Origin of the sequence: Pseudomonas sp. NFACC16-2 (assembly GCF_900119205.1) — a bacterium.
Taxonomy (GTDB): domain Bacteria; phylum Pseudomonadota; class Gammaproteobacteria; order Pseudomonadales; family Pseudomonadaceae; genus Aquipseudomonas; species Aquipseudomonas fluorescens_Q.
On sequence record NZ_FPIX01000037.1, the window covers coordinates 35,128 to 60,302 of the forward strand.

The 25,175-nt window shown below is 61.3% G+C and carries 17 protein-coding genes; 7 read left to right on the forward strand and 10 right to left on the reverse strand.

All coding sequences use genetic code 11. The features are described 5' to 3' along the window. Positions 1-98: 98 nt before the first annotated feature. The 5 genes from topA to BT116_RS23665 all read right to left on the reverse strand — a co-directional run bounded on the left by topA (position 99) and on the right by BT116_RS23665 (position 7,449). On the reverse strand, positions 99-2,711 hold the full coding sequence (topA, locus tag BT116_RS23645) for a type I DNA topoisomerase (protein ID WP_063322185.1): 2,613 nt from the start codon (positions 2,709-2,711) through the stop codon (positions 99-101). 115 nt (positions 2,712-2,826) lie between these two features. Next, positions 2,827-3,063 carry a DUF1653 domain-containing protein gene (locus BT116_RS23650; protein WP_003199644.1) on the reverse strand — a complete coding sequence of 79 codons (237 nt, stop codon included), beginning with the start codon at positions 3,061-3,063 and terminating at the stop codon, positions 2,827-2,829. Between the two features lie 107 nt (positions 3,064-3,170). Beyond that, the gene (gene fadA, locus BT116_RS23655) at positions 3,171-4,346 is read right to left on the reverse strand and encodes an acetyl-CoA C-acyltransferase FadA (protein ID WP_024618393.1); all 1,176 of its coding nucleotides are present in this window, start codon (positions 4,344-4,346) and stop codon (positions 3,171-3,173) included. A gap of 30 nt (positions 4,347-4,376) precedes the next feature. Then, the gene (gene fadB, locus BT116_RS23660) at positions 4,377-6,524 is read right to left on the reverse strand and encodes a fatty acid oxidation complex subunit alpha FadB (RefSeq protein WP_072347520.1); all 2,148 of its coding nucleotides are present in this window, start codon (positions 6,522-6,524) and stop codon (positions 4,377-4,379) included. Positions 6,525-7,011: 487 nt separating this feature from the next. After that, positions 7,012-7,449 carry a hypothetical protein gene (locus BT116_RS23665; protein ID WP_072347522.1) on the reverse strand — a complete coding sequence of 146 codons (438 nt, stop codon included), beginning with the start codon at positions 7,447-7,449 and terminating at the stop codon, positions 7,012-7,014. A 102-nt stretch (positions 7,450-7,551) separates the two neighbouring features. Between BT116_RS23665 and BT116_RS23670 the strand changes: the two genes are divergently transcribed. Next, the gene (locus BT116_RS23670; RefSeq protein ID WP_072347524.1) at positions 7,552-7,992 is read left to right on the forward strand and encodes a universal stress protein; all 441 of its coding nucleotides are present in this window, start codon (positions 7,552-7,554) and stop codon (positions 7,990-7,992) included. A 133-nt stretch (positions 7,993-8,125) separates the two neighbouring features. Here the strand turns inward: BT116_RS23670 and BT116_RS23675 are convergent, their stop codons facing one another. Then, on the reverse strand, positions 8,126-10,042 hold the full coding sequence (locus tag BT116_RS23675; RefSeq protein WP_072347526.1) for an ATP-binding cassette domain-containing protein: 1,917 nt from the start codon (positions 10,040-10,042) through the stop codon (positions 8,126-8,128). A gap of 213 nt (positions 10,043-10,255) precedes the next feature. On the opposite strand from BT116_RS23675, the gene BT116_RS23680 reads away from it, so the two are divergent. Continuing rightward, on the forward strand, positions 10,256-12,184 hold the full coding sequence (locus tag BT116_RS23680; RefSeq protein ID WP_072347528.1) for a transglycosylase SLT domain-containing protein: 1,929 nt from the start codon (positions 10,256-10,258) through the stop codon (positions 12,182-12,184). A gap of 118 nt (positions 12,185-12,302) precedes the next feature. On the opposite strand, the gene BT116_RS23685 is transcribed toward BT116_RS23680, so the two are convergent. Then, on the reverse strand, positions 12,303-14,084 hold the full coding sequence (locus BT116_RS23685; RefSeq protein ID WP_161951739.1) for an ABC transporter transmembrane domain-containing protein: 1,782 nt from the start codon (positions 14,082-14,084) through the stop codon (positions 12,303-12,305). Between the two features lie 249 nt (positions 14,085-14,333). On the opposite strand from BT116_RS23685, the gene BT116_RS23690 reads away from it, so the two are divergent. After that, entirely contained in the window at positions 14,334-14,513 is a 180-nt protein-coding gene (locus BT116_RS23690; protein WP_003199629.1) for a PA1571 family protein, read from the forward strand. A gap of 228 nt (positions 14,514-14,741) precedes the next feature. Here the strand turns inward: BT116_RS23690 and pdxB are convergent, their stop codons facing one another. Next, positions 14,742-15,884: a 4-phosphoerythronate dehydrogenase PdxB gene (pdxB, locus tag BT116_RS23695; RefSeq protein ID WP_072347530.1), complete on the reverse strand. Its 1,143-nt coding sequence runs from the start codon at positions 15,882-15,884 to the stop codon at positions 14,742-14,744. 286 nt (positions 15,885-16,170) lie between these two features. Here pdxB and BT116_RS23700 point away from each other — a divergent pair, with 286 nt between their 5' ends. Continuing rightward, entirely contained in the window at positions 16,171-17,574 is a 1,404-nt protein-coding gene (locus tag BT116_RS23700; RefSeq protein WP_072347532.1) for an MATE family efflux transporter, read from the forward strand. On the opposite strand, the gene tusA is transcribed toward BT116_RS23700, so the two are convergent. Continuing rightward, positions 17,571-17,822 carry a sulfurtransferase TusA gene (gene tusA / locus BT116_RS23705; protein ID WP_003183455.1) on the reverse strand — a complete coding sequence of 84 codons (252 nt, stop codon included), beginning with the start codon at positions 17,820-17,822 and terminating at the stop codon, positions 17,571-17,573. The two genes, BT116_RS23700 and tusA, sit on opposite strands and share 4 nt — an antisense overlap. A 193-nt stretch (positions 17,823-18,015) precedes the next feature. Next, positions 18,016-19,089, reverse strand: a complete 1,074-nt coding sequence (rlmM, locus tag BT116_RS23710) for a 23S rRNA (cytidine(2498)-2'-O)-methyltransferase RlmM (RefSeq protein WP_072347534.1) — start codon at positions 19,087-19,089, stop codon at positions 18,016-18,018. Positions 19,090-19,261: 172 nt separating this feature from the next. On the opposite strand from rlmM, the gene acnA reads away from it, so the two are divergent. From acnA to BT116_RS23725, 3 genes are all read left to right on the forward strand, one after another. Further along, on the forward strand, positions 19,262-22,003 hold the full coding sequence (gene acnA / locus BT116_RS23715; protein WP_072347536.1) for an aconitate hydratase AcnA: 2,742 nt from the start codon (positions 19,262-19,264) through the stop codon (positions 22,001-22,003). A 362-nt stretch (positions 22,004-22,365) separates the two neighbouring features. Then, a complete protein-coding gene (locus BT116_RS23720) occupies positions 22,366-23,154 on the forward strand; it encodes a CPBP family glutamic-type intramembrane protease (protein WP_072347538.1) in 789 nt (262 codons plus the stop codon). 76 nt (positions 23,155-23,230) lie between these two features. Continuing rightward, on the forward strand, positions 23,231-24,796 hold the full coding sequence (locus tag BT116_RS23725; RefSeq protein WP_072347540.1) for a methyl-accepting chemotaxis protein: 1,566 nt from the start codon (positions 23,231-23,233) through the stop codon (positions 24,794-24,796). Positions 24,797-25,175 lie beyond the last annotated feature (379 nt).

Below are 25,175 nucleotides of genomic sequence, written 5' to 3' on the forward strand. Positions count from 1 at the left end.
CGGGTCCTGCCTGGGGACGGCTGCGCCATTCAGCGGGAGCAAGCTCCCTTGCCACAGGGCCCCTCGCTTAACCCCGCATCTTCAAGCAAGCGCCACAATCAGCGCTTGTCTTCGACCGTCCACTTACCGCCGTCGTAATAGGCCTTCCAGCCGGTCGGCTTGCCGTCGACTTCGGTCTGCACGTACTGCTCCTTGGTCTTGCGGCTGTAGCGAATGACCGCAGGACGCCCGTCCGGATCCTTCTGCGGTGCCTCGCAGAGGAAATGGTACTTCGGATCGATTTCGTCCTTGTGCGGCACTATCTCCATCACCAATGGCGCACGGGTCTCACGGTTTTTCGGAAATTGGCTGGCTGCCAGGAACAGGCCGGAAGCGCCGTCACGCAAGATATAGGTGTCGTTGACCTTCTCGCACTTGAGCTCCGGCATTTTCACCGGATCCATCTTCGGCGGCGCCGCGTCGCCGCTCTTGAGCAGTTTGCGGGTGTTCTTGCAGGTCGGATTGGTGCAACCGAAGAACTTGCCGAAACGGCCGGTCTTGAGCTGCATCTCGCTGCCACACTTGTCGCATTCCAGGCTCGGGCCTTCGTAGCCCTTGATGCGATAAGTGCCCTCTTCGATCTCGTAGCCGGCACAATCGGGGTTGTTACCGCAGATGTGCAGCTTGCGCTTTTCATCCAGCAGGTAGGCGTCCATCGCCGTGCTGCAGATCGGGCAGCGATGCTTGCCGCGCAGCACCAGGGATTCCGATTCACCCTCATCGTCGGCTGCAATTTCGTCGCCCGGAACCAGGTTGACCGTCGCCTTGCAGCGCTCCTTGGGTGGCAGGCTGTAGCCCGAGCAACCGAGGAACACACCGGTCGAGGCGGTACGGATTTGCATCGGGCGCCCACAGGTCAGGCACGGGATGTCAGTCATGACCGGCTGGTTGGCGCGCATGCCGCTGTCAGGGCTTTCGGCCACTTCGAGCTTTTTCTTGAAGTCGCCGTAGAACTCGTCGAGAACGTTTTTCCAGTCGCGCTCGCCTTGGGCCACATCGTCGAGGTTCTCTTCCATACCGGCGGTGAAGCCGTAGTCCATCAGGTTCGAGAAGCTCTCGGACAAACGCTCGGTAACGATGTCGCCCATCTTTTCCGAATAGAAACGACGGTTGTGCAGCGCCACATAGCCGCGGTCCTGGATGGTGGAGATGATCGCTGCGTAGGTCGAAGGACGACCGATACCGCGCTTTTCCATTTCCTTGACCAGGCTGGCTTCGGAGTAACGGGCCGGTGGCTTGGTGAAATGCTGGGTCGGATCAAGCTTGATCAGCTTCATCACGTCGCCCTGGGCCATGTCTGGCAGGACGTCGTCATCCCCAGGCTTGGTGATCTGCGGCATGACGCGAGTGTAGCCGTCGAACTTCAGGATGCGGCCCTTGGCGCGCAGCTCGAAGTCGCCGGCACCGACGCTGACGGTAGTCGACAGGTATTGCGCTGGCAGCATCTGGCAGGCCAGGAACTGGCGCCAGATCAGCTCGTAGAGACGCTCGGCATCGCGTTCCATGCCCGACAGCTTGCTTGGCTCGGTGTTGGCATCGGACGGACGAATCGCTTCGTGAGCCTCCTGCGCGCCTTCCTTGCTGCTGTAGACGTTCGGCGTGTCCGGCAGGTACTTCTTGCCGAATTCGCTTTCTATATAAGTGCGCGCCATCGCCACGGCATCGGCCGAAAGATTGGTCGAATCGGTACGCATATAGGTGATGTAGCCGGCTTCGTACAGACGCTGGGCCATCATCATGGTTTTCTTCACGCCAAAGCCCAGGCGATTGCTCGCGGCCTGTTGCAGCGTGGAGGTAATGAACGGCGCCGACGGCTTGCTGCTGGTCGGCTTGTCTTCGCGCTTGACGATGCTGTAGCTGGAAGCCTTGAGCTTCTCCAGCGCAGCCATGGCCTGGGCTTCGTTGAGCGGCTTGAAGGCCTCGCCCTTCTCGCGGGCCACGTCGAAGCGCACGGTCGCGCCCTTGGCAGTGCCGAGGTCGGCGTGGACCTCCCAGTACTCTTCAGGGATGAACGCGCGGATCTCGCGCTCGCGCTCCACCACCAGCTTTACGGCGACCGACTGCACTCGCCCGGCCGACAGGCCACGGGCGATCTTGGCCCACAGCAGCGGCGAGACCATGTAGCCCACCACGCGGTCGAGGAAGCGACGCGCCTGCTGGGCGTTGACCCGATCGATATCCAGCTCGCCCGGTTGGGAGAAGGCTTCCTGGATGGCCTTCTTGGTGATTTCGTTGAACACCACGCGCTTGTAGCGACTGTCATCCCCACCAATGGCTTCGCGCAGGTGCCAGGCAATGGCTTCCCCTTCGCGGTCCAAGTCCGTCGCGAGATAGATGGTGTCGGCATCCTTGGCGAGCCGGCGCAGCTCTTCAATGACCTTTTCCTTGCCCGGGAGGATCTCGTACTTGGCTTTCCAGCCGTGTTCCGGATCGACCCCCATGCGTGAGACCAGCTGCTTGCGCGCCTTGTCTTTCGGCGACAGCGCCGGCGCCTCACCAGCCGCAGCCTTGCCGCGCTTGGCGGCTGGCTCCTTGCTGGCGCTAGCCGAACCGCTGGTGGGCAGGTCTCGGATATGGCCGATACTCGACTTCACCACGTATTGGTTGCCCAGATACTTGTTGATGGTCTTGGCCTTAGCCGGGGATTCCACAATGACCAGCGATTTGCCCATGGATCAGAAAATTCCTGAATTCTAAAAAGTGAAAGGCGGTTGGCGCCTGACGCGGCACCGCTATATATAGTGGCTGCAAGGTGAGGTCAAGCGCAGGGTTGCCCGCATACCGGCCTCAAGGCTTGGAAAAAATGCTCTCCTCGGCCTGCACCAAAGCAAAGCGTGGCACCTGTTCGCCGTCAACCTCGACGGACTCCTCGAACATGCTCAAGGGACGCACCCAAAAGCCGTAATCGCCATACAGGGCTTGATAGAAGACCACTTCTTCCTCGGTCTCGGAATGCCGCGCAATGCTGAATACGCGGTACTGCGGACCTTTGTAATGCTGGTAGAGCCCAGGTTGTATCGGCATGTCTTGGCCCTCACTCAAATCTTTTCAAAATAAAAACAAAATTTTTTACTAAACCCGGAAAAAACAAAAACCGGGGCACTTGGCCCCGGCTTCCATCAACGCAACGCTTAGACGCGTTCGAAGACAGTGGCGATGCCCTGGCCGAGGCCAATGCACATGGTGGACACACCGAAGGTGCCGCCATTCTGCTTCATGACGTTGAGCAGCGTGCCGGAGATACGCGCACCGGAGCAACCGAACGGGTGACCCAGGGCGATCGCGCCGCCGTGCAGGTTAACCTTCTCGTTCATCTTGTCGAGCACTTTCAAATCTTTCAGCACGGGCAGGGCCTGTGCGGCGAAAGCTTCGTTGAGCTCGAAGAAGTCGATATCGGCAATACCCAGGCCTGCGCGCTTCAAGGCTTTCTGCGTGGCCGGTACTGGACCATAGCCCATGATCGCCGGGTCCACACCCGCCACGGCCATCGAACGAATCACCGCCATCGGCTGGATACCCAGGTCTTGGGCACGCTGGGCCGACATCACGATCATGCACGAGGCACCGTCGGTGATCTGCGACGAAGTACCCGCTGTCACGGTGCCACCCTTCGGATTGAAGGCCGGCTTGAGGGCCGCCAGGCTTTCCAGGGTGGTTTCCGGACGAATGGTTTCGTCGTAGTCGAACAGCTTCAGGAAACCGTTCTCGTCGTAGCCCTGCATCGGGATGATCTCATCCTTGAACTTGCCTTCCACGGTCGCCTTGTGGGCGAGCTGGTGGGAGCGCACGCCGAAGGCGTCCTGCTGTTCGCGGGTGATGCCGTGCATTTTGCCCAGCATTTCCGCGGTCAGGCCCATCATGCCCGAGGCTTTTGCCGCGTACAGCGACATGTGCGGATTCGGATCGACGCCGTGCATCATGCTCACGTGGCCCATGTGCTCGACACCACCGACGACGAACACATCGCCGTTGCCGGTCATGATCGCCTGGGCGGCGGTGTGCAGTGCGCTCATGGACGAACCGCACAGGCGGCTGACGGTCTGGCCCGCCGCGGTGTGAGGAATCTGGGTCATCAGCGAGGCCATGCGGGCGATGTTCCAGCCCTGCTCCAGGGTCTGGTTCACACAGCCCCAGATCACGTCTTCGACTTCGTTGGGGTCGACCTTGACGTTGCGTTCCAGCAGCTTGCTGATCAGGTGCGCCGACATGTCTTCGGCGCGGGTGTTGCGGTGCATGCCGCCCTTGGAGCGGCCCATCGGCGTACGACCGAAGTCGACAATCACGACGTCTCTAGGATTCAAGCTCATAAATGTTCTCTCGCTCTAGTCGTTGGGCGCTTAACCGAAGAAGCTCTGGCCGTTCTTGGCCATTTCACGCAGCTTCGCGGTCGGGTGGTACAGCGCGCCCAAATCAGCGTACTGGTCAGCCAGGGCAACGAACTCGGCGACACCGATCGAATCGATGTAGCGCAGCGCACCGCCACGGAATGGAGGGAAACCGATACCGTAGACCAGACCCATGTCGGCTTCGGCGGCAGTCTCGACAATGCCGTCTTCCAGGCAACGCACGGTTTCGAGGCACAGTGGGATCATCATCCAGTTGATGATGTCCTCGTCGGTGACTTCGCGCTGCTCGTAGACGATCGGCTTGAGCACTTCCAGCACCGACGAGTCGGCGACTTTCTTCTGCTTGCCGCGCTTGTCGGTCTCGTAGGCGTAGAAGCCCTTGCCGTTTTTCTGGCCCAGGCGCTTGGCTTCGTAGAGCACGTCGACAGCCGAACGACGATCGTCCTTCATGCGGTCCGGGAAACCTTCAGCCATGACGTCGCGACCGTGGTGGCCGGTGTCGATGCCGACCACGTCCATCAGGTACGCCGGCCCCATCGGCCAACCGAATTTTTCCATGATCTTGTCGATGCGCACGAAATCCACGCCAGCGCTGACCAACTTGGCGAAACCGCCGAAGTACGGAAACAGCACACGGTTGACCAAAAAGCCCGGGCAATCGTTGACGACGATCGGGTTCTTGCCCATTTTCTTGGCGTAGGCCACGGTGGTGGCAATGGCATGTTCGCTGGACTTCTCGCCACGGATCACTTCCACCAGCGGCATCATGTGCACCGGGTTGAAGAAGTGCATGCCGACGAAGTTCTCCGGACGCTTGAGGGCCTTGGCCAGTAGCGAAATGGAAATGGTCGAGGTGTTCGAGGCCAGGATGGTGTCCTCTTTGACCTTGTCTTCGACTTCAGCCAATACCGCCTGCTTGACCTTCGGGTTCTCGACAACGGCTTCGACCACCAGGTCGACATGGCCGAAATCGCCGTAGGACAGGGTCGGACGAATGCCGTTGAGCACTTCGGCCATCTTCGCAGCGGTCATGCGACCTTTGTCGACACGACCGACCAGCAGCTTGGCGGCTTCGGCCAGGCCTTGCTCGATCCCGTGTTCGTTGATGTCCTTCATCAGGATCGGCGTGCCTTTGGACGCCGACTGGTAGGCGATACCGCCACCCATGATGCCGGCGCCGAGCACGGCGGCCTGCTTCACGTCACGGGCGATTTCGTCGTAGGCCTTGGCCTTTTTCTTCAGTTCCTGGTCATTGAGGAACAGACCGATCAGGCTTTGCGCTGCCGAGGTCTTGGCCAGCTTGACGAAGCCGGCAGCCTCGACTTCCAGAGCCTTGTCGCGACCGAAGCTCGCGGCTTTCTGGATGGTCTTGATCGCTTCGACCGGCGCCGGGTAGTTCGGGCCTGCCTGACCGGCCACGAAACCCTTGGCGGTTTCGAAGGCCATCATTTGTTCGATGGCGTTGAGCTTGAGCTTTTCGAGCTTCGGCTGACGCTTGGCCTTGTAGTCGAACTCGCCGCTGATGGCGCGCTTGATGGTCTCAAGGGCCGCTTCCTGGAGTTTGCCAGGCTCGACCACGGCATCCACGGCACCGACCTTCAGCGCGTCTTCAGCACGGTTTTCCTTGCCGGCGGCAATCCACTCGATGGCGTTGTCGGCACCGATCAGGCGCGGCAGGCGCACGGTGCCGCCGAAGCCTGGGTAGATACCCAGCTTGACTTCCGGCAGGCCGATCTTGGCCGTGGTGGACATGACGCGGTAATCCGCCGCCAGGCACATTTCCAGGCCGCCACCCAGGGCGATGCCGTTGATGGCCACGACGGTCGGTACGTTGAGGTCTTCGAAATCGCTGAAAATACGGTTGGCTTCGAGGTTGCCAGCGATCAGTTCGGCATCGGGCAGCTTGAAGTTGTCGACGAATTCGGTGATGTCGGCGCCGACGATGAACACGTCCTTGCCGCTGCTGACGATCACACCCTTGATCGAAGCATCTGCCTTGATAGTGTCCACGGCCTGACGCAATTCATTCAGGGTTAGACGGTTGAACTTGTTGACGGACTCACCCTTGAGGTCGAATTTCAATTCGACGATGCCACTTTCAAGAGCCTTAACCGTGATGGCTTTACCTTCGTAAATCATCAACTGATCTCCACGATATGGAAGCTGAACAGTACACGTTGAACGCTGACCACTGGTTCGGCATTGACGTTTACCGTCGATGCTACGCCAATCCGCCAGGCACACCCGTCAACGCGATAGTCGGGGTCTGTAGGAGCATTCTGAAAATACAAACGCTCAATTCATACGCCCGTTTGATTTGGGTACGTCACCTTCACGGAATTTCCGACAATTGTCAATCGCCCTAAACACAGGCGTGAACGCGACTTCACGGTCATTTCCGTACCATACGGATCCGCAACACGGCGCCGCATGAGCAGCTATTCATAGGATCAATAATTAGAAAAATCGCCCTAATTCCAGACAGACTGGTTCCAGCCGTCTACGCTGTCGGGACGCGATTGAAGATTGGGAACAAAGGACGTTACGAGCGCACGCCCTGACATGAGATTGATTACCGGCCTGCCTGGCCAACCCGCCCGATGAGACTGTCGGGCTTTTTTATGCCTCAGGCCAGCGCCTTGAGCACCGCGCCAATATCTTGCAAAACAGTCGCTTCGCCCTTCTCGCCCCAGTACAAGGCAATCATTTGCCGATCGGCTTCAATCTTGTAGACGTTGGCCGGCAATTTTTCGAAATGATTGAGCAGGGACTCATCCTGGCAGGCTTCTCGCCACTGGTTGACCCAGACGCCTGGCGCAGTCTGCCAATAGCTCCAGACAGCCGGTTCCTTGCCGCGCCGAGGCCGGTGGTACTGGGCACAGGGGTTTGGCGGCTGCTGGCCGAGCCAGTGCGGCCACTCCTGCGGCGCCAGCTGCATGGCCAGCCCCAGGCGTCGCGCCTCCATGCGCAGGGCCATGCGACCACTCTGGACACGGGACGGTCGCAACCATGCCAGCGGACTTAACACCACCAACAGGATTGACACCACTATCCAGACCGTCATATTCGTACTCCCGAATTCTGATGAGCCCATTGAGCCACGTCGCCGTCAATGCGCTTGAAACCAGCCATACTTACCGTATCGCAATTCTCTGGAGTGCCTTCCATGTACTACGAACACGTCCTGGTCGCCGTCGACCTCACTGAAGAATGCGATCCTGTCGTCAAACGCGCTCGCGCCCTGTGCGACGGTAGAGACACCAAGCTGTCGCTGGTGCATATCGTCGAGCCGATGGCCATGGCCTTTGGCGGTGATGTGCCAATGGACCTTTCCCAGTTGCAGCAACAGCAATTCGATCAAGCCAAGGAACGCCTTGAGCGACTGATCGTGAAGTACCCTGACCTGAAAAAGGAAAACTGCCACCTGACCTACGGCCAGCCGCGCCAGGAGATCCATCACCTGGCCAAGGAGCAGGGTTGCGACCTGATCGTCGTCGGCAGCCATGGCCGCCACGGCCTGGCGTTGCTGCTGGGCTCGACCGCCAACGACGTGTTGCATGGCGCGCCTTGCGACGTGCTGGCGGTGCACCTGGTCAAGCGCAGCTGATTCCCCCAAGGAGCTCACTGAACCTGTGGCGAGGGAGCTTGCTCCCGCTGGGCTGCGTAGCGGCCCCTAGCGGTGAGTGCTTCGCACTCAAGCGGGAGCAAGCTCCCTCGCCACAGTCATTGAGCGTGCGGGCTCAAGCGTCCAGCTCGGCCCAGCGCTCGACCAGCGCATCCAGCTCGGCTTGCAGTTGCTCCAGGTGCGCAATCACCTTGGCGGTTTCGGCAGCAGGTCGCTGGTAGAACCCGGCGTCGGCCATTTCGGCTTCCACCTCCGCGATCTGCTTTTCCTTGGCGTCGATATCACCCGGCAACGCTTCCAGCTCGCGCTGCAACTTGTAGCTGAGCTTTTTCTTTGCCGGGGTCGGGGCGGCGGCGGCGACCGGAGCAGGCTCGGCCTTGACCACCGCTGAATTCAGGTCGGCCTTGCCGGACTTGCTCTCGGTGACCCCCAGCAGACGCGGCGAGCCGCCCTGGCGCAGCCAGTCCTGATAACCACCGACGTATTCGCGAACCAGGCCTTCGCCTTCGAACACCAGCGTGCTGGTGACCACGTTGTCGAGGAATGCCCGGTCGTGACTGACCATCAGGACGGTGCCATTGAAGGTCAACAACACCTCTTCCAGCAATTCCAGGGTTTCCACGTCCAGGTCGTTGGTCGGCTCGTCGAGCACCAGCAGGTTCGCCGGCTTGCTGAACAACTTGGCCAGCAACAAACGGGCGCGCTCACCACCCGACAGCGCCTTGACCGGCGTGCGGGCACGCTGGGGGCTGAACAGGAAATCGCCGAGGTAGCTCAACACGTGACGGCTCTGGCCATCGATATCGATGAAATCGCGGCCTTCGGCCACGTTGTCGATCACGGTCTTTTCCAGATCCAGTTGATGGCGCAACTGGTCGAAGTAGGCGACGTCGATCTTCGTGCCCTCTTCCACCTTGCCGCTGGTCGGCACCAGGCCACCCAGCATCAGTTTGAGCAAGGTGGTCTTGCCGGTACCGTTGGCGCCCAGCAGGCCGATGCGATCACCACGCTGCAGGACCATGGAGAAGTCCTTGACCAGGAACGGACCGCCAGGGTGGGCGAAACTCACGTTCTCCAGCACCATGACCTGCTTGCCGGACTTGTCAGCGGTATCCAACTGAATGTTGGCCTTGCCGGTGCGCTCGCGACGCTCGCTGCGCTCCATGCGCAAGGCCTTGAGCGCCCGCACGCGGCCTTCGTTGCGGGTGCGCCGCGCCTTGATGCCCTGGCGGATCCAGACTTCTTCCTGGGCCAGCTTCTTGTCGAACAGCGCGTTGGCGGTTTCTTCCGCTGCCAGCGCCGCTTCCTTGTGTACCAGGAAGCTGGCGTAGTCGCCGTTCCAGTCGATCAGGCCGCCGCGGTCCAGTTCGAGGATGCGGGTTGCCAGGTTTTGCAGGAAGGAACGGTCGTGGGTGATGAACAGCACCGCCCCCTGGAAGTCCTTCAAGGCTTCTTCAAGCCAGGCGATGGCGCCGATGTCCAGGTGGTTGGTCGGTTCGTCGAGCAGCAGCAGGTCCGGCTCGGACACCAGGGCCTGAGCCAGCAGGACGCGACGACGCCAGCCGCCGGACAGCTCGGCGAGGGTCTTATCGGCCGGCAGTTGCAAGCGACTCAGGGTGCTGTCGACCAATTGCTGCAACCGCCAGCCATCACGGGCTTCGAGGTCGTGCTGCACGTGCATCAACTTGTCCAGGTCAGCATCGGTGACGATGTTCTGGCTCAGGTGGTGATACTCGGCCAGCAGCGCGCCGACACCGTCCAGGCCTTCGGCGACCACATCGAACACGGTCCGCTCGTCGGCCACCGGCAGTTCCTGGGGCAATTCGCCGACTTTCAGGCCCGGCGCGCGCCAGACCGAGCCGTCATCGGGCTTTTGATCGCCCTTGACCAGCTTCATCATGCTGGACTTGCCAGTGCCGTTGCGGCCGATGATGCACACCCGCTCACCACGGGCGATCTGCCAGGACACCTTGTCCAACAACGGCATAGCGCCGAAAGCAAGGGACACATCGCTGAATTTGAGCAGGGTCATGAGCTTCTCCAAAAACCGGGCGCGCATTCTACCTGAGATGAGGCCTCAGGGGTCCGCCAATTTCGCCACCGAAGCACTCTGCATAACAAATGTTGCGAACTTGCACCGACGGCCCTGCAAAGCTTTCGCCGGCTGCTGGCAAAAGGCTAAGCTACAGACAGTTACCCTGGGTTACCCCTTGGGCTTGTCATGTTTTCTATGCCCGGACGTCTCATGCGCAGTCGCCTTTTCAGTGTTTTATCGTGTCTTTTTGTATGTGCCACTGCCGTTCAATCCGCGCAGGCGGTGGATATCTCCACTCAACGCCAATATTACGACGAGGCCAAGCGCGCCTTGGCCAAGGGTGATTCCGGCCCTTACTTTCGCTACAGCCAGGCCCTGCGCGATTATCCGCTGGAACCTTACCTGGCCTACGACGAATTGACCGCTCGCCTCAAGAGCGCCAGCAACGCCGAAATCGAGAAGTTCCTCGCCGAACACGGTGATCTGCCCCAGGCCAACTGGATGAAATTGCGCTGGCTGCGTTGGCTGACCGAGCGCGGCGACTGGGAGACCTTCGTCAAGTATTACGACCCCAAGCTCAATTTCACCGAACTGGACTGCCTCAACGCCCAGTACCAGCTCAGCCATGGCTTGAAAGCCGAAGGCTATGCCAATACCGAAAAGCTGTGGCTCTCCGGCAAATCCCAACCCCAGGCGTGCGATGCCTTGTTCGGCCTATGGGCCTCCCAGGGCCAGTTGACCGAACAGAAACGCTGGGAACGCACAAAACTGGCGGCCCAGGCCCGCAACTACCCGCTGGCCAACAGCCTGGTCAGCGGTCTGACCACCCTCGCCCCCCGCGGCAAGCTGCTGGTGGACGTGGCGCAAAAACCCGAGTTGCTCAACCAGCCCTCGCGCTTCACCCCGGCCGATGAACCGATGTCCGACATCGTCAGCCTCGGCCTGCGTCGCCTGGCCCGCCAGGATCCGGAAAAGGCCATGGCATTGCTGGACGGCTACGCCAGCACCATGCATTTTTCCCGTGATGAAAAGGTTGCGATTGCCCGGGAAATCGGCCTGACCCTGGCCAAGCGCTTCGACAGCCGGGCCTTGGACGTGATGACGAAATACGACCCGGAACTGCGCGATGACACCGTTTCGGAATGGCGCTTGCGCCTGCTGCTGCGCCTGGCCCGCTGGGACGATGCCTACCAACTGACCCGTCGCCTGCCCGAGTCGCTGTCGAGCACCAATCGCTGGCGGTACTGGCAAGCCCGTACGCTGGAATTGGCGCAGCCGCAGAACCCCGAGGCGCTGGCGCTCTACAAGCACCTGGCCCGTGAACGAGACTTCTATGGCTTCCTGGCCGCCGACCGTTCCCAGTCACCGTACTCGCTCGTCAACAAGCCGCTGGTGATGAGCCAGGCGCTGATCAACAAAGTGCGCAACACCCCTGGCGTGCGTCGGGCGCTGGAATTTCATGCCCGTGGGGACATCGTCGACGGGCGCCGCGAGTGGTATCACGTCAGCCGGCATTTCAGTCGGGACGAAATGGTTGCCCAGGCGAAACTGGCCTATGACCTGAAGTGGTATTTCCCGGCCATTCGCACCATCAGCCAGGCCAAGTACTGGGACGACCTGGACATCCGCTTCCCGATGGCCCATCGCGACACCCTGGTACGCGAAGCCAAGATCCGCGGCTTGCACCCAAGCTGGGCGTTCGCCATTACCCGCCAGGAAAGTGCGTTCATGGACGACGCCCGCTCCAGCGTCGGCGCCGCCGGCCTGATGCAACTGATGCCTGGCACCGCCAAGGAAACCGCACGCAAGTTCAGCATTCCCCTGGCCTCGCCACAGCAAGTGCTGAACCCGGACAAGAACATCCAGTTGGGCGCGGCCTACCTGAGCCAGGTTCACAGCCAGTTCAACGGCAACCGTGTCCTGGCCTCGGCGGCCTACAATGCCGGCCCCGGTCGCGTGCGCCAGTGGCTGCGCGGCGCCGACCACTTGAGCTTCGACGTCTGGGTCGAAAGCATTCCTTTCGACGAAACCCGCCAATACGTGCAGAACGTGTTGTCGTACTCGGTGATCTACGGCCAGAAGCTCAACTCGCCGCAACCGCTGGTGGACTGGCATGAGCGGTATTTCGATGATCAGTGAGGGTTAGCGGCAAGCGTTGAGCTTCAAGCGGCAAGCTGTTCCTCAAAAGCAAAAAAAGCCCGTATCGAAAGATACGGGCTTTTTTTGATCGGTTGTCTGGACCTTGCGGGAGCAGTTCTCAGTCAGCTGTCGACTCCAGCCCCACATTGAACTGCAACGCTGCCAGCCGCGCGTACAGCGCATTGCTGGCGACCAGCTCCTGGTGAGTGCCCACGGCAACCACCTTGCCCTGATCCATCACCGCGATCCGGTCAGCGTTTTTCACCGTGGCCAAGCGGTGGGCGATGACCAGGGTCGTGCGGTTTTTCATCAGGTTGGGCAGGGCTTGCTGGATCAGGTGTTCGCTTTGCGCATCGAGGGCACTGGTGGCTTCGTCCAGCAGCAGGATCGGCGCGTCCACCAGCAATGCCCGGGCGATGGCCAGGCGTTGGCGCTGGCCGCCGGACAGACCCTGGCCACCGTCGCCCAGGTGGGTCTGGTAGCCGCCGGGCATTTTTTCGATGAAGTCGTGGGCGTGGGCAATCTGCGCGGCCTCACGCACCTGCTCGGACGTTGCCCCAGGGTTGCCGTAGCGGATATTCTCTTCGACCGTGCCGAAAAACAGCGCCGGGTTCTGTGAGACCAGGGCGAAGTGGCGGCGCAGGTCCAGCGGATCGAGTCGAGTCAACGGCACGTCGTCGATCAGGATCTGCCCTTGCACCGGATCGTAGAAGCGCAGCAGCAGGTCATACACCGTTGACTTGCCCGCACCGGAAGGCCCGACCAGGGCCAGGGTCTCGCCGGCCTTGATGGTCAGGTCGAGACCGTCGACCGCATAACTGTCCGGCCGGGAGGGGTAGGAAAAACGCACGCCTTCGAGGCGCAGATCGCCTCGAACGCGCTCCGGCAACGTGACAAGGCCTGAAGCCGGTGGCTGGATGATGTTCTGCGAACGCAGTAACTCGGCAATGCGCTCGGCAGCACCCGCCGCCCGTTGCAGCTCCCCGATCACCTCGCTCAGCGTGCCGAAGGCACTGCCGACAATCAGGCTATAGAACACAAATGCCGCCAGCTCTCCGCCGGAAATCCGCCCGGCGATCACATCCATGCCGCCGACCCAGAGCATCACTCCCACCGCGCCCAGCACCAGCACGATCACCAGGGTAATCAGCCAGGCCCGTTGGGCGATGCGCTTGCGGGCGGTGTCGAAAGCCTGCTCCACCGTCACGGAGAATCGTTGTTCGTCCTGGACCTGGTGGTTGTAAGCCTGCACGGTCTTGATCTGGCCAAGGGTTTCGGAGACGTAGCTGCCGACGTCGGCAATGCGGTCCTGGCTCTGGCGCGACAAACTGCGCACCCGACGACCAAAGACCAGGATCGGCGCCAATACCAGCGGCAGGGCGATCACCACGATACTGGTCAACTTGGGATTGGTGATGAACAGCAGCACGATGCCGCCCACCACCATCAAGGCGTTGCGCAAAAACAACGACAGCGACGAACCGATCACCGATTGCAGCAAGGTCGTATCGGCGGTCAGCCGCGACTGGATTTCCGAACTACGGTTGTTTTCATAGAAACCGGGGTGCAAGTACACCAGATGGTTGAAGACCTGCCGCCGGATATCGGCCACCACCCGCTCGCCGATCCAGGACACCAGGTAAAAACGTGCAAACGTACCGATCGCCAGCCCCACCACCAGCACCATGAACAGGCCGATGGATTGATTGAGCAGGTGCGGTGAGCGGGTCATGAAGCCCTGGTCCACCAGCAAGCGGATGCCTTGGCCCATGGACAAGGTAATACCGGCAGTGACAATCAAGGCCAGCAAAGCGCCGGCGACCTGTTTACGGTAAGGGGCGATGAAGCCGCTGGCCAGGCGTATGGCACGGCGATGTCGGGAAGAAAGCATCAAGGGCATCCGATAATGCAGCAGGAAAAAGGCCGGCCAGCGACGCCAAAGCGTAGCGGAGCCAAGTTGAATCAGAATGAGTCAGGTTAAATATGACCACAACGACTAGAGGCTAGATGTTATCGGTCTAAAGTCTGGCTGGAAACGCAACTGTGTTTCTGATTGAGTGGAGGTGTCGCCATGAACCTACAAGGAGTGTCATGGCTCGGTCACCTGGCGACATTAAAGTAGGCACACAACCTGATGAGGAGACAGGCCATGTCCTTGCAACACAGCAGCGACGACAAGATTCAAGTAATCCGCACGCAACCGGACCAGTCTCTGGGCTGCTCGTTCATCGATGCCCAAGGGCGCGAAGTACCGATCACCGAAGACATGATCCAAAAAGCCTGCAGCGAGCTGGAAAAACGACTGGTCAAGCCTGCCGAACAAAAGTGATACAGCCCGTCTTCAATTGGACCCGACCTTGATGTCGGGTTTTTTATGCCTGAAAGAACAAGGCTGCCATTGATCTCTGGCTTGGCACTCACTTGTGGCGAGGGGATTTATCCCCGCTGGGCTGCGCAGCAGCCCCATTGGTTCAAACTGACACACCGCAATCTTCAGATTTCGGGGCCGCTTCGCGCCCCAGCGGGGATAAATCCCCTCGCCACAAAAAGACGGCGTCTAGACGAGGGTGGCACCCAGCGCCGTCACGATCTGTTGCAAGACCGCCGACTGCCCTTCGATACGCACCTTCAGGCTGTCGATTTCCCGCCGCGGCGGGTAGTGCTTGCGCAGGGCATCGAATGCGCTGCGTTGCTCGCTGACGGTGCCCACCAGGCTGCGGCGAAAGTTCGCGTCGTCGCCACGGGGGTCATACACGCTCCGGCATAACACCGCCAAGGCCCAAGCCGGGTCGGTTGCGGCGTCCAGGGTGATGCCACCCAGCCAAGGCCGAGGCAACAGGTCGCTGAGGCTGACTTCAACCGGCCGCTCCAGGAAAGCGCACAAGGCCTCGTAGATCTGCGCCGTGCCACGCTGGCGGCCATCGAGGCTGTAACCGGCAATGTGCGGTGTGGCAATCACGCACAGGTCGGCCAGGTCTACATCCACGGTCGGCTCCTGCTCCCAGACATCCAGCACCGCTTGCAAGTCCTCCCGCTCCAGCAGCACTTCGCGTAGCGCGGCGTTGTCGATCACCGGGCCGCGGGCCGCGTTGATCAGCCAGGTCCCGGGCTTGAGCTGGTTCAGACGCGCCTCGTCGAACAGGTGCCAGGTCGGTTGCTCACCGTCGCGGGTCAACGGTGTGTGCAGGCTGATCACATCGCACTGCTCGATGATCTGCTCCAGGCTCATATAGTCGCCCCCCTCGGCGGCCTGACGCGGCGGATCGCAGACCTTCACGGCCCAGCCCAACCCCTTGAGCACCTCGATCAACCGCCCGCCCACCTGGCCTGCGCCGACCACGCCGAAGGTGCGTTGCTCAAGTTGCGCACCTTCGATTTCTGCCAGGGTCATCAGGCTGCCCAGCACATAGTCCACCACGCCACGGGCATTGCAGCCCGGCGCGCTGGCCCAGCGAATACCGGCCTCGGCGAAATAATCCAGGTCCAGGTGATCGGTGCCGATGGTGCAGGTGCCGACGAAGCGCACCTTGCTGCCCTCCAGCAGAGCCCGATTGATCTGGCTGACCGAACGTACCAGCAGCACGTCGGCTTGCTCGACCATCGTCCGGTCGATCCCCCGACCCGGTACCCGGCGGATTTCGCCGAATCCTTGGAAAAATGCATCAAGCAGGGGGATGTTTTCGTCGGCGACGATCAGCATGGCAAAGCTCCTTTGGCGGGGTAGGCAGTGTAGGCGTTCCAGTAAGTCCGTGCATTCCTTCAGTGAATGCTGTTGTGGCGAGGGGATTTATCCCCGTTGGGTGCGCCAGCCCCCCCTATGATTATTGCGACTGCTGCGCAGTCGAACGGGGATAAATCCCCTCGCCACAACAGCATTCACAAGTTGAGCGAGCGATTACAAATCCACAACACAGGTTTTTTCCTGACCACTGCGTCAAGGCGTAGAATTCGCCGCCTTGCGCTTAACCTTTTCGGACGCTTTCCCTGTGAACCCTGTAATCGATACCCCCACCACCCTCTCCCGCCCGGCCCGTGTTCGCCTGGAACTCAGGACCTTGCTGGCCCTGGCCTTGCCGATCATGGTGGCGCAACTGGCAACCACCGCCATGGGCTTTGTCGATGCGGTGATGGCCGGTCGGGTTGGCCCGCGGGACCTGGCGGCCGTGGCCCTGGGCAATTCGATCTGGGTGCCGGTGTTCCTGTTGATGACCGGCACATTGCTGGCGACTACGCCGAAAGTTGCCCAGCGCTTCGGTGCCGGTACGTTCGCCGAGATCGGCCCGCTGGTGCGCCAGGCGCTGTGGCTGGCATTGGTGGTGGGGTTGATCGCCTCACTGGCGCTGTTCAGCGCCGAACCGATCCTGCACATCATGAATGTCGACCCTGAATTGATTGGCCCATGCATGGAATACCTGCGCGGCATCGGCACGGGCCTGCCAGCCGTGGCGCTGTATCACGTGCTGCGCTGCTTCAGCGACGGCCTGGGACGCACGCGGCCGGCGATGGTGCTGGGGCTGTGCGGGTTGGCGCTGAACATTCCGCTCAATTACATCTTCATCTACGGGCACTTGGGCGTGCCCGCCATGGGTGGGGTCGGTTGCGGCTGGGCCACGGCCATCGTGATGTGGGTCATGGCCCTGGGCATGGCCGGTTGGGCCCGCTGGGCACCGGCCTATCAGTCGAGCCGGTTGTTCAGCCGTTTCGACTGGCCGCAGTGGGCGGTCATCCAGCGCTTGCTGGGCATCGGCCTGCCGATTGGCATCGCGGTGTTTGCCGAGTCGAGTATTTTCGCGGTGATTGCCCTGCTGATCGGCAGCCTCGGCGCCACGGTGGTGGCCGGACACCAGATCGCACTGAACTTCAGTTCCCTGGTGTTCATGATCCCCTACTCCCTGGGCATGGCCGTCACGGTGCGGGTCGGCCAGGCCCTGGGCCGTCGTCAACCCCGCGAAGCGCGCTTCGCTGCTGGGGTGGGCATGGGCACGGCGCTGGCGTACGCCTGCCTGTCGGCGAGCCTGATGTTCGCATTGCGCGAGCCCATCGCCGCGATCTATACCGCCGACCCGGTGGTGATCGAGGTGGCGTCGATGCTGATCGTCTACGCGGCGCTGTTCCAGTTTTCCGATGCGATCCAGGTCACGGCGGCGGGCGCGTTGCGCGGCTTCCAGGACACCCGGGTGACGATGATCCTGACGCTGTTCGCCTATTGGGGTATCGGCCTGCCAGTGGGTTACGCCCTGGGCCTGACCGACTGGCTCGGTGTGGCCAGCGGCCCGAGTGGCTTGTGGCAAGGCTTGATCGTGGGCTTGAGCTGCGCGGCGCTGATGCTGTCGATCCGTCTGGCCCGCAGCGCGCGCAAGCAGATCCGCATCAGCCGCTCGACGGCTTAAGCAAGCTTCTTGCGGATCCAGTAGAGGTAGGTGCCTGCCTCTTCCTGCTGGGCCACCAGTTCGTGGTCCAGGAACACGCAAAACTTGGGGATGTCGCGGCGGGTCGACGGGTCGGTGGCGATGACTTTCAGCAGGCCACCGGGGGCCAGGTCGCGGATGTGCTGGTGCAGCATCATCACCGGTTCCGGGCAATTGAGGCCGGTGGCATCCAGCGTGCCGTCGACCGGCGTATCGTTCATTTCACTCATGCTCTACTCCTGAAACTGGCCGGCATTGTCGCGCAATGTCGGCGCCCGGTCACCCCCGACGCTGATCGTTCCCATGCTCTGCGTGGGAATGCAGCTCGGGACGCTCTGCGTCCCAAAGGCCGAACGCGGAGCGTCCGAAGAGGCATTCCCACGCAGAGCGTGGGAACGATCCGCTCAAAAGCCCTTCAAGACATCAACGGGACTTCGGCTTCTTCGTGTCCAACCGCCGCAAATGGCAGGTCACTTCCTCACGGTCGTGGTACAGCTGCTTGCAACCGATCTCGACCTTGATGCCCCGCGCCTTGAAACCGTCGGCGATGCGTTCAAGCAGGCGCTTGACCTCGGCGTACCGTTGCTTCATTGGCAGCTTGAGATTGACCACCGCCTCGCGACAATGGCCCTCGCCGATCCATTCTTCCAGCATCGCCGCGTTACGCGCGGGCTTCTCGACGATGTCACAGACCATCCAGTCCACCGGTTGCTTGGGTTTGAACGTGAAGCCGTCTGCCATCAAATGCTGCACCAAGCCGGTGTCCATCAGGCTTTCGGCCATCGGTCCGTTGTCGATGGCCGTCACCAGCATGCCACGGTTGACCAGTTGCCAGGTCCAGCCGCCCGGCGCGGCGCCGAGGTCCACGCCGGTCATGTCACTGTGCAGGCGCTCGTCCCACTGGTCCCGGGGAATGAAATGGTGCCAGGCTTCTTCAAGCTTGAGTGTGGAGCGGCTCGGTGCTTCCCGGGGAAACTTCAGGCGCGGGATACCCATCGGCCACATCGCCGAATTATCCGCATCCGCCAGGCCAAGAAAAACTTCACGGCCACTCTTGAATGTCAGCAGCAGGCGCGGCTTGCGCGGATCGTCCACCAGCTTGCCGGCCCCACTCAACGCCTTGCGCAGCGGCCCCTCGAACTTCTTGCAGAAGTTCGACAGTTCCTTGCCGTCATTGGTATCGACCACCTCCAGCCACAGGCTGCCGCAGGTCGGGAAAGCGGTCATATGGGCCAGGATGACGCTGATGCGGTCGGTTTCCGGCAACTCAATGAACGTGCCCCGCGCCCACTGGCGCGGAAAAATCAGCTCGGCAAAACGCTGCCCGCGCATCAGCCGCTCGGCGCCGTCCTCTTCAGTACAGACAAATTCAGCGCAGGCACTGGCCGGTTTGGCCTTGGCGTAGCCGGCAACGTTGAGTCGGGCCGCGTGTTCGGCGATCTCGGAACAGACCTCGCCTTCGAAGCCCGGCCGGCAGTGCATGAAAAGCGTGTTCATTGAAACTCCGTAGCAAAGCCTGTCACGAAAACCGCCGCATGATAGCGGAGTTCGGAACCGCGAACCTGCCCATAGAGTCCAGTGATTAGTCATACGCTCAAAACAGGGCTAGGTTAAAGGCTCTGTCCGTTCCGTCAGTCCGTAGCCGTGCGGACTTAAAGGAGTGATTGCAATGCCGTCCCTCGATAGCCTGAAAACCCTTAAAACACTGCAAGTCGACGCCAGGACCTACCACTACTTCAGCCTGCCGGAGGCCGCCCGAAGCCTCGGCGACCTGGACAAGCTGCCCATGTCGCTGAAAGTGCTGCTGGAAAACCTGCTGCGTTGGGAAGATGAAAAAACCGTCACCAGCACCGACCTCAAGGCCTTGGCCGGTTGGCTGAAAGAGCGCCGATCCGACCGAGAGATCCAATACCGCCCGGCACGGGTGTTGATGCAGGACTTCACCGGCGTCCCCGCCGTGGTCGACCTAGCCGCCATGCGCGCCGCCGTGGAGAAGGCCGGCGGTGATCCCCAGCGGATCAACCCGCTGTCACCGGTGGACCTGGTGATCGACCACTCGGTAATGGTGGACAGGTTCGCCAGCAGCCAGGCGTTCGAGCAGAACGTCGACATCGAAATGCAACGCAACGGCGAACGCTACGCCTTCCTGCGTTGGGGCCAGAGCGCCTTCGACAACTTCAGCGTGGTGCCGCCGGGCACTGGCATCTGCCATCAGGTCAACCTCGAATACCTGGGCCGCACCGTGTGGACCAAAGAGGAAGACGGTCGCACCTACGCGTTCCCGGACACCCTGGTGGGCACCGACTCCCACACCACCATGATCAATGGCCTTGGCGTGCTGGGCTGGGGCGTCGGTGGGATCGAGGCGGAAGCCGCCATGCTCGGCCAACCGGTGTCGATGCTGATTCCCGAGGTCATCGGCTTCAAACTCATCGGCAAGCTGCACGAAGGCATCACCGCCACCGACCTGGTGCTGACCGTCACGCAGATGCTGCGCAAGAAAGGCGTGGTGGGCAAGTTCGTCGAGTTCTATGGTGATGGCCTTGCCGACTTGCCACTGGCCGACCGCGCCACCATCGCTAACATGGCGCCGGAATACGGCGCCACCTGCGGTTTCTTCCCGGTGGACGATGTGACCCTGGACTACTTGCGCCTGTCGGGACGTCCAGCGGAAACGGTGAAATTGGTGGAGGCCTATTGCAAGGCCCAGGGCCTGTGGCGCTTGCCCGGCCAGGAACCGGTGTTCACCGACACCCTGGAGCTGGACATGGGCAGCGTCGAGGCCAGCCTCGCCGGACCGAAACGCCCGCAGGACCGGGTTTCGCTGCCGAATGTCGGCCAGGCTTTCAGCGACTTCCTGGGGTTGCAGGTCAAACCCACCAGTAAAGAAGAAGGTCGCCTGGAAAGTGAAGGTGGCGGTGGCGTCGCGGTGGGCAATGCCGACCAGGTGGGCGAAGCCGAATACGAATTCGAAGGCCACACCCATCGCCTGAAAAATGGCGCGGTGGTGATTGCCGCCATTACTTCGTGCACCAACACCTCCAACCCCAGCGTGATGATGGCCGCCGGGCTGCTGGCGAAAAAAGCCGTGGAGAAAGGCCTGACCCGCAAGCCTTGGGTCAAGAGCTCCCTGGCCCCGGGCTCCAAGGTGGTCACCGACTACTACAAGGCGGCCGGCCTGACCGAGTACCTGGATAAACTCGGTTTCGACTTGGTGGGCTATGGTTGCACCACCTGCATCGGCAACTCCGGACCGTTGCCGGAGCCCATCGAAAAAGCCATCCAGAAAGCCGACCTGACGGTGGCTTCGGTATTGTCGGGCAACCGCAACTTCGAAGGCCGGGTGCACCCACTGGTGAAGACCAACTGGCTGGCTTCGCCGCCGCTGGTGGTCGCCTATGCCCTGGCCGGCACCGTGCGCATCGACATCAGCAGCGAGCCGCTGGGCAACGACCGGGACGGCAAGCCGGTGTACCTGCGGGATGTCTGGCCCAGCAGCCAGGAAGTGGCCGCCGCCGTCGCCCAGGTCAACACCAGCATGTTCCACAAGGAATACGCCGCCGTATTTGCCGGTGACGAGCAATGGCAAGCCATCGAAGTGCCGCAGGCGGCGACTTACGTCTGGCAGGACGACTCGACCTACATCCAGCATCCGCCGTTCTTCGACGCCATCGACGGGCCGCCACCGGCCGTCAAGAACGTCGAAGGCGCCCGGATCCTGGCGCTGCTGGGAGACTCGGTCACCACCGACCACATTTCCCCGGCCGGCAACATCAAGGCGGACAGTCCGGCCGGTCGCTACCTGCGCGAACAAGGCGTGGAGCCGCGAGACTTCAACTCCTACGGTTCCAGGCGTGGCAACCACCAGGTGATGATGCGCGGCACCTTCGCCAATATCCGCATTCGCAACGAAATGCTCGACGGCGAAGAAGGCGGCAACACGATCTACATTCCCAGTGGCGAACGAATGCCGATCTACGATGCCGCCATGCTGTATCAGGCTGCGGGAACGCCGCTGGTGGTGATCGCGGGCCAGGAATACGGCACCGGCTCCAGTCGGGACTGGGCGGCCAAGGGCACCAACCTGCTGGGGGTCAAGGCGGTGATCGCCGAAAGCTTCGAGCGCATCCATCGCTCCAACCTCGTGGGCATGGGCGTGCTGCCGTTGCAGTTCAAGCTCGACCAGAACCGCAAGAGCCTGAACCTCACGGGCAAGGAAACCCTGGACATCCTCGGGCTCAATGACGTCGAACTGACGCCGCGCATGAACCTGCCCTTGGTCATTACCCGCGAGGACGGCAGCCAGGAGCGAATCGAAGTGTTGTGCCGGATCGATACCTTGAATGAAGTGGAATATTTCAAGGCCGGCGGAATCCTTCATTATGTATTGCGGCAATTGATTGCCGGCTAGAAAGACCCGTCTCTTGCAGCGAAGGCGGGTCAGTAAAAAATAAGCCCCCCTGTGGAAGCAAACTTGCTCGCGATAGCGGTAGAACAGCCAACATCGATGTTGACTGACAAGCCCCTATCGCGAGCAAGCTCGCTCCACAGGTCCTGTGGCTTACTGACCGTTATTGGCGTTTTAACAAGCAGCGTTTTTGCACGAGCCTGCCTATAATCCCGTCGGCACTCACGGAACAGAGTCAGCCAACGGCTTGCCCCTCCTACGCATGAACCTGCATGGATACAAAACGTGCTCTTTGCGCGACATGGCAGCGTCATAGACGCGGCGGCCACTTTCGCCCAAAGCTCTACCGTCTAAAAGGATGTTATATGCCCGCTTTACCCTGGCCCTACCTGGCCATGCTCGCCATCGGCTATGGCTTGGCCCTGGCCTACGGCCAGTTGGCCTGGACCGCCCTCATCTCAGTCGCGCTATTGCTGTTCGCCGGGTATGCCGTTCGCCAGCAACCCATGCCAATCGGCCGGTTTCTCGGCCACATTCTATTTGTGGTAATGGCCCTGGCGTTGGCCTTGCATTGGATGCCCGGCTTCTTCAACGGGCGGGCGATCCCGGCGCAACGCTTGACCGACGACGCCGCGCCATTTGCCATGTACCTGAACCAGGACAAGCCCCTGATCGGATTCTGGCTGCTGCTGGCCTGCCCCTGGATCGTCGGCCAGCGGTCATTTCGCCTGTCGGTCTATGCCACGACCCTGGGGCTGGCGCTGAGCGCGGTGCTGGCCCTCGGCGGGGCGATGCTGCTGGGCATGATCCACTGGGCACCAAAATGGCCAGAGCACGCCTGGTTGTGGGTGCTCAATAATCTTTTATTGGTGACGCTTGTGGAGGAAGCCCTGTTTCGTGGCTACATTCAGGGAGGCTTGAGCCGACGCTTCAAACACCTGGGTTACGGCGACAATCTGGCGCTGCTCCTGACCTCGCTGCTGTTCGGCCTGGTACACGCTGGCGCAGGTTGGCAATGGGTGCTGTTGTCGGGCCTGGCGGGGGTCGGCTACGGCCTGGCGTATCGTGTTGGCGGCCTGGGCGCGGCGATTGCTACACATTTCCTCCTCAATCTGCTTCATTTCGCCCTATTTACCTACCCAATGCTGGCGTGATAGCGACAGGCAAAAATAACTTCAATTAAAACCTGACACCGCCGACAACCTTTCAAAGCCTTGCGGATCAACACACATGCGTAACAACCAACCCGTCACACAACGCGAAAGGACCTTCCCGGCCCAGCAACGATTGATTTCGACCACCGACGCCAAGGGCGTAATCACCTACTGCAACGACGCGTTCGTTGACATCAGCGGGTATTCGAAAGAAGAACTGATTCGTTCACCGCACAATCTCGTGCGCCATCCCGACGTCCCATCCGCAGTGTTCGCACACATGTGGGGTACGCTGAAACAAGGCTTGCCATGGATGGGCATCGTCAAGAACCGCAGCAAGAACGGCGACCATTACTGGGTCAATGCCTATGTCACGCCCGTGTTCGAGGGCAATCAAGTGGTCGGCTACGAATCGGTGCGGGTCAAGCCCTCCGCCGAACAGATCGCTCGGGCCGAAGCGCTTTATCAACGCATCAACCAAGGCAAGTCCGCGGTTCCGGGCAGCGACAAATGGGTGCCCATGCTGCAGGACTGGCTACCGTTTATCCTGGTCAGCCAGTTGAGTTTCGTCGTCGGCGCGTTCCTGAATTCCTCCTGGGGTTTTGCCCTGGCGGCCGTGCTGTCGGTGCCCTTGGGGCTGATGGGCCTGCAATGGCAGCAACGCGGGATCAAGCGCCTGCTGCGCCTGGCCGAGCAAACCACGTCCGACCCGCTGATCGCCCGGATGTACACCGACAGCCGCGGCGTCCAGGCACGCCTGGAGATGTCGATCCTCAGCCAGGAAGCACGCCTGAAAACCTGCCTGACCCGCCTGCAGGACACCGCAGAGCACCTTAACGACCAGGCTCGCCAGTCCAATACCCTGGCCCATAACAGTTCCAGCGGCCTGGAGCGCCAGCGGGTGGAAACCGAACAGGTCGCCACGGCCGTCAACCAGATGGCGGCAACCACCCAGGAAGTCGCCAGCCACGTGCAGCGCACCGCCGATGCCACCCAGGAAGCCAACCGCCTGACCAGCCGCGGCCGCGACATCGCCGGGGAAACCCGCGAAGCCATCGAGCGGCTGTCGGTGGTGGTCGGTGAGACCGGCCACACCGTGACTCAGTTAGCCAAGGACAGCGACGAGATCGGCGGCGTGGTGGACGTGATCAAAGGTATCGCCGACCAGACCAACCTGCTGGCCCTCAACGCCGCCATCGAAGCGGCCCGTGCCGGGGAGATGGGCCGTGGCTTTGCCGTGGTGGCTGACGAAGTGCGACAACTGGCACAACGCACCAGCGAGTCCACCGGGCAGATCCACGCCCTGATCGCCAAACTCCAGCAGACCGCCACCAACGCCGTGCAGACCATGGACGCTGGCCATCGCCAGGCCGAAGAAGGCGTGGCACGGGTCATGGAAGCGGACGAGGCTCTGGTGGGGATCAGCGAAGCGGTGGCCCACATCACCGACATGACCACCCAGATCGCCGCCGCCACCGAGGAGCAAAGCTCAGTGGCCGAGGAGATCAGCCGCAACATCAGCAATATCTCGGAACTGGCCGACCAAACCTCCGGCCAGGCTCAGAGCTCGGCGCTGCTGAGCGAAGAGCTGACCCGCACGGCCAATACGCAGTATTCGTTGGTGGAGCGGTTTAACCGCTGACTTCAATTGGCAAACGAAAACCCGGACAGCGAAAGCTTCCGGGTTTTTTATTGGTGCGCCAGGCATGGCGCGTTGCGCGCAAGCGCAACCAGCTTGGCTGTGGTGGCCACGCTGGTGACTTGGAGGTGCAAGTCCTCTACACACCCGGCAAGGGGAAGTGTTAGCCAGAGGCAAGGGTGTCGCGGGCGACTGCGAATCTGAAGGAAGCCCGAGGCAAAATGCTGGCCTGACGAACAGGAAGCGGATTAGGCGGCACAGCGGGGTAAGAAGGCCAATATCTTCAAAGCCCGATACTTGCACGGAACGCTGTGACGTAGATCCGACAGGCATAAGCAGGAAGGTCGCGCGAATTACCCTGGGAGATCTGTTTAGCCTGCCA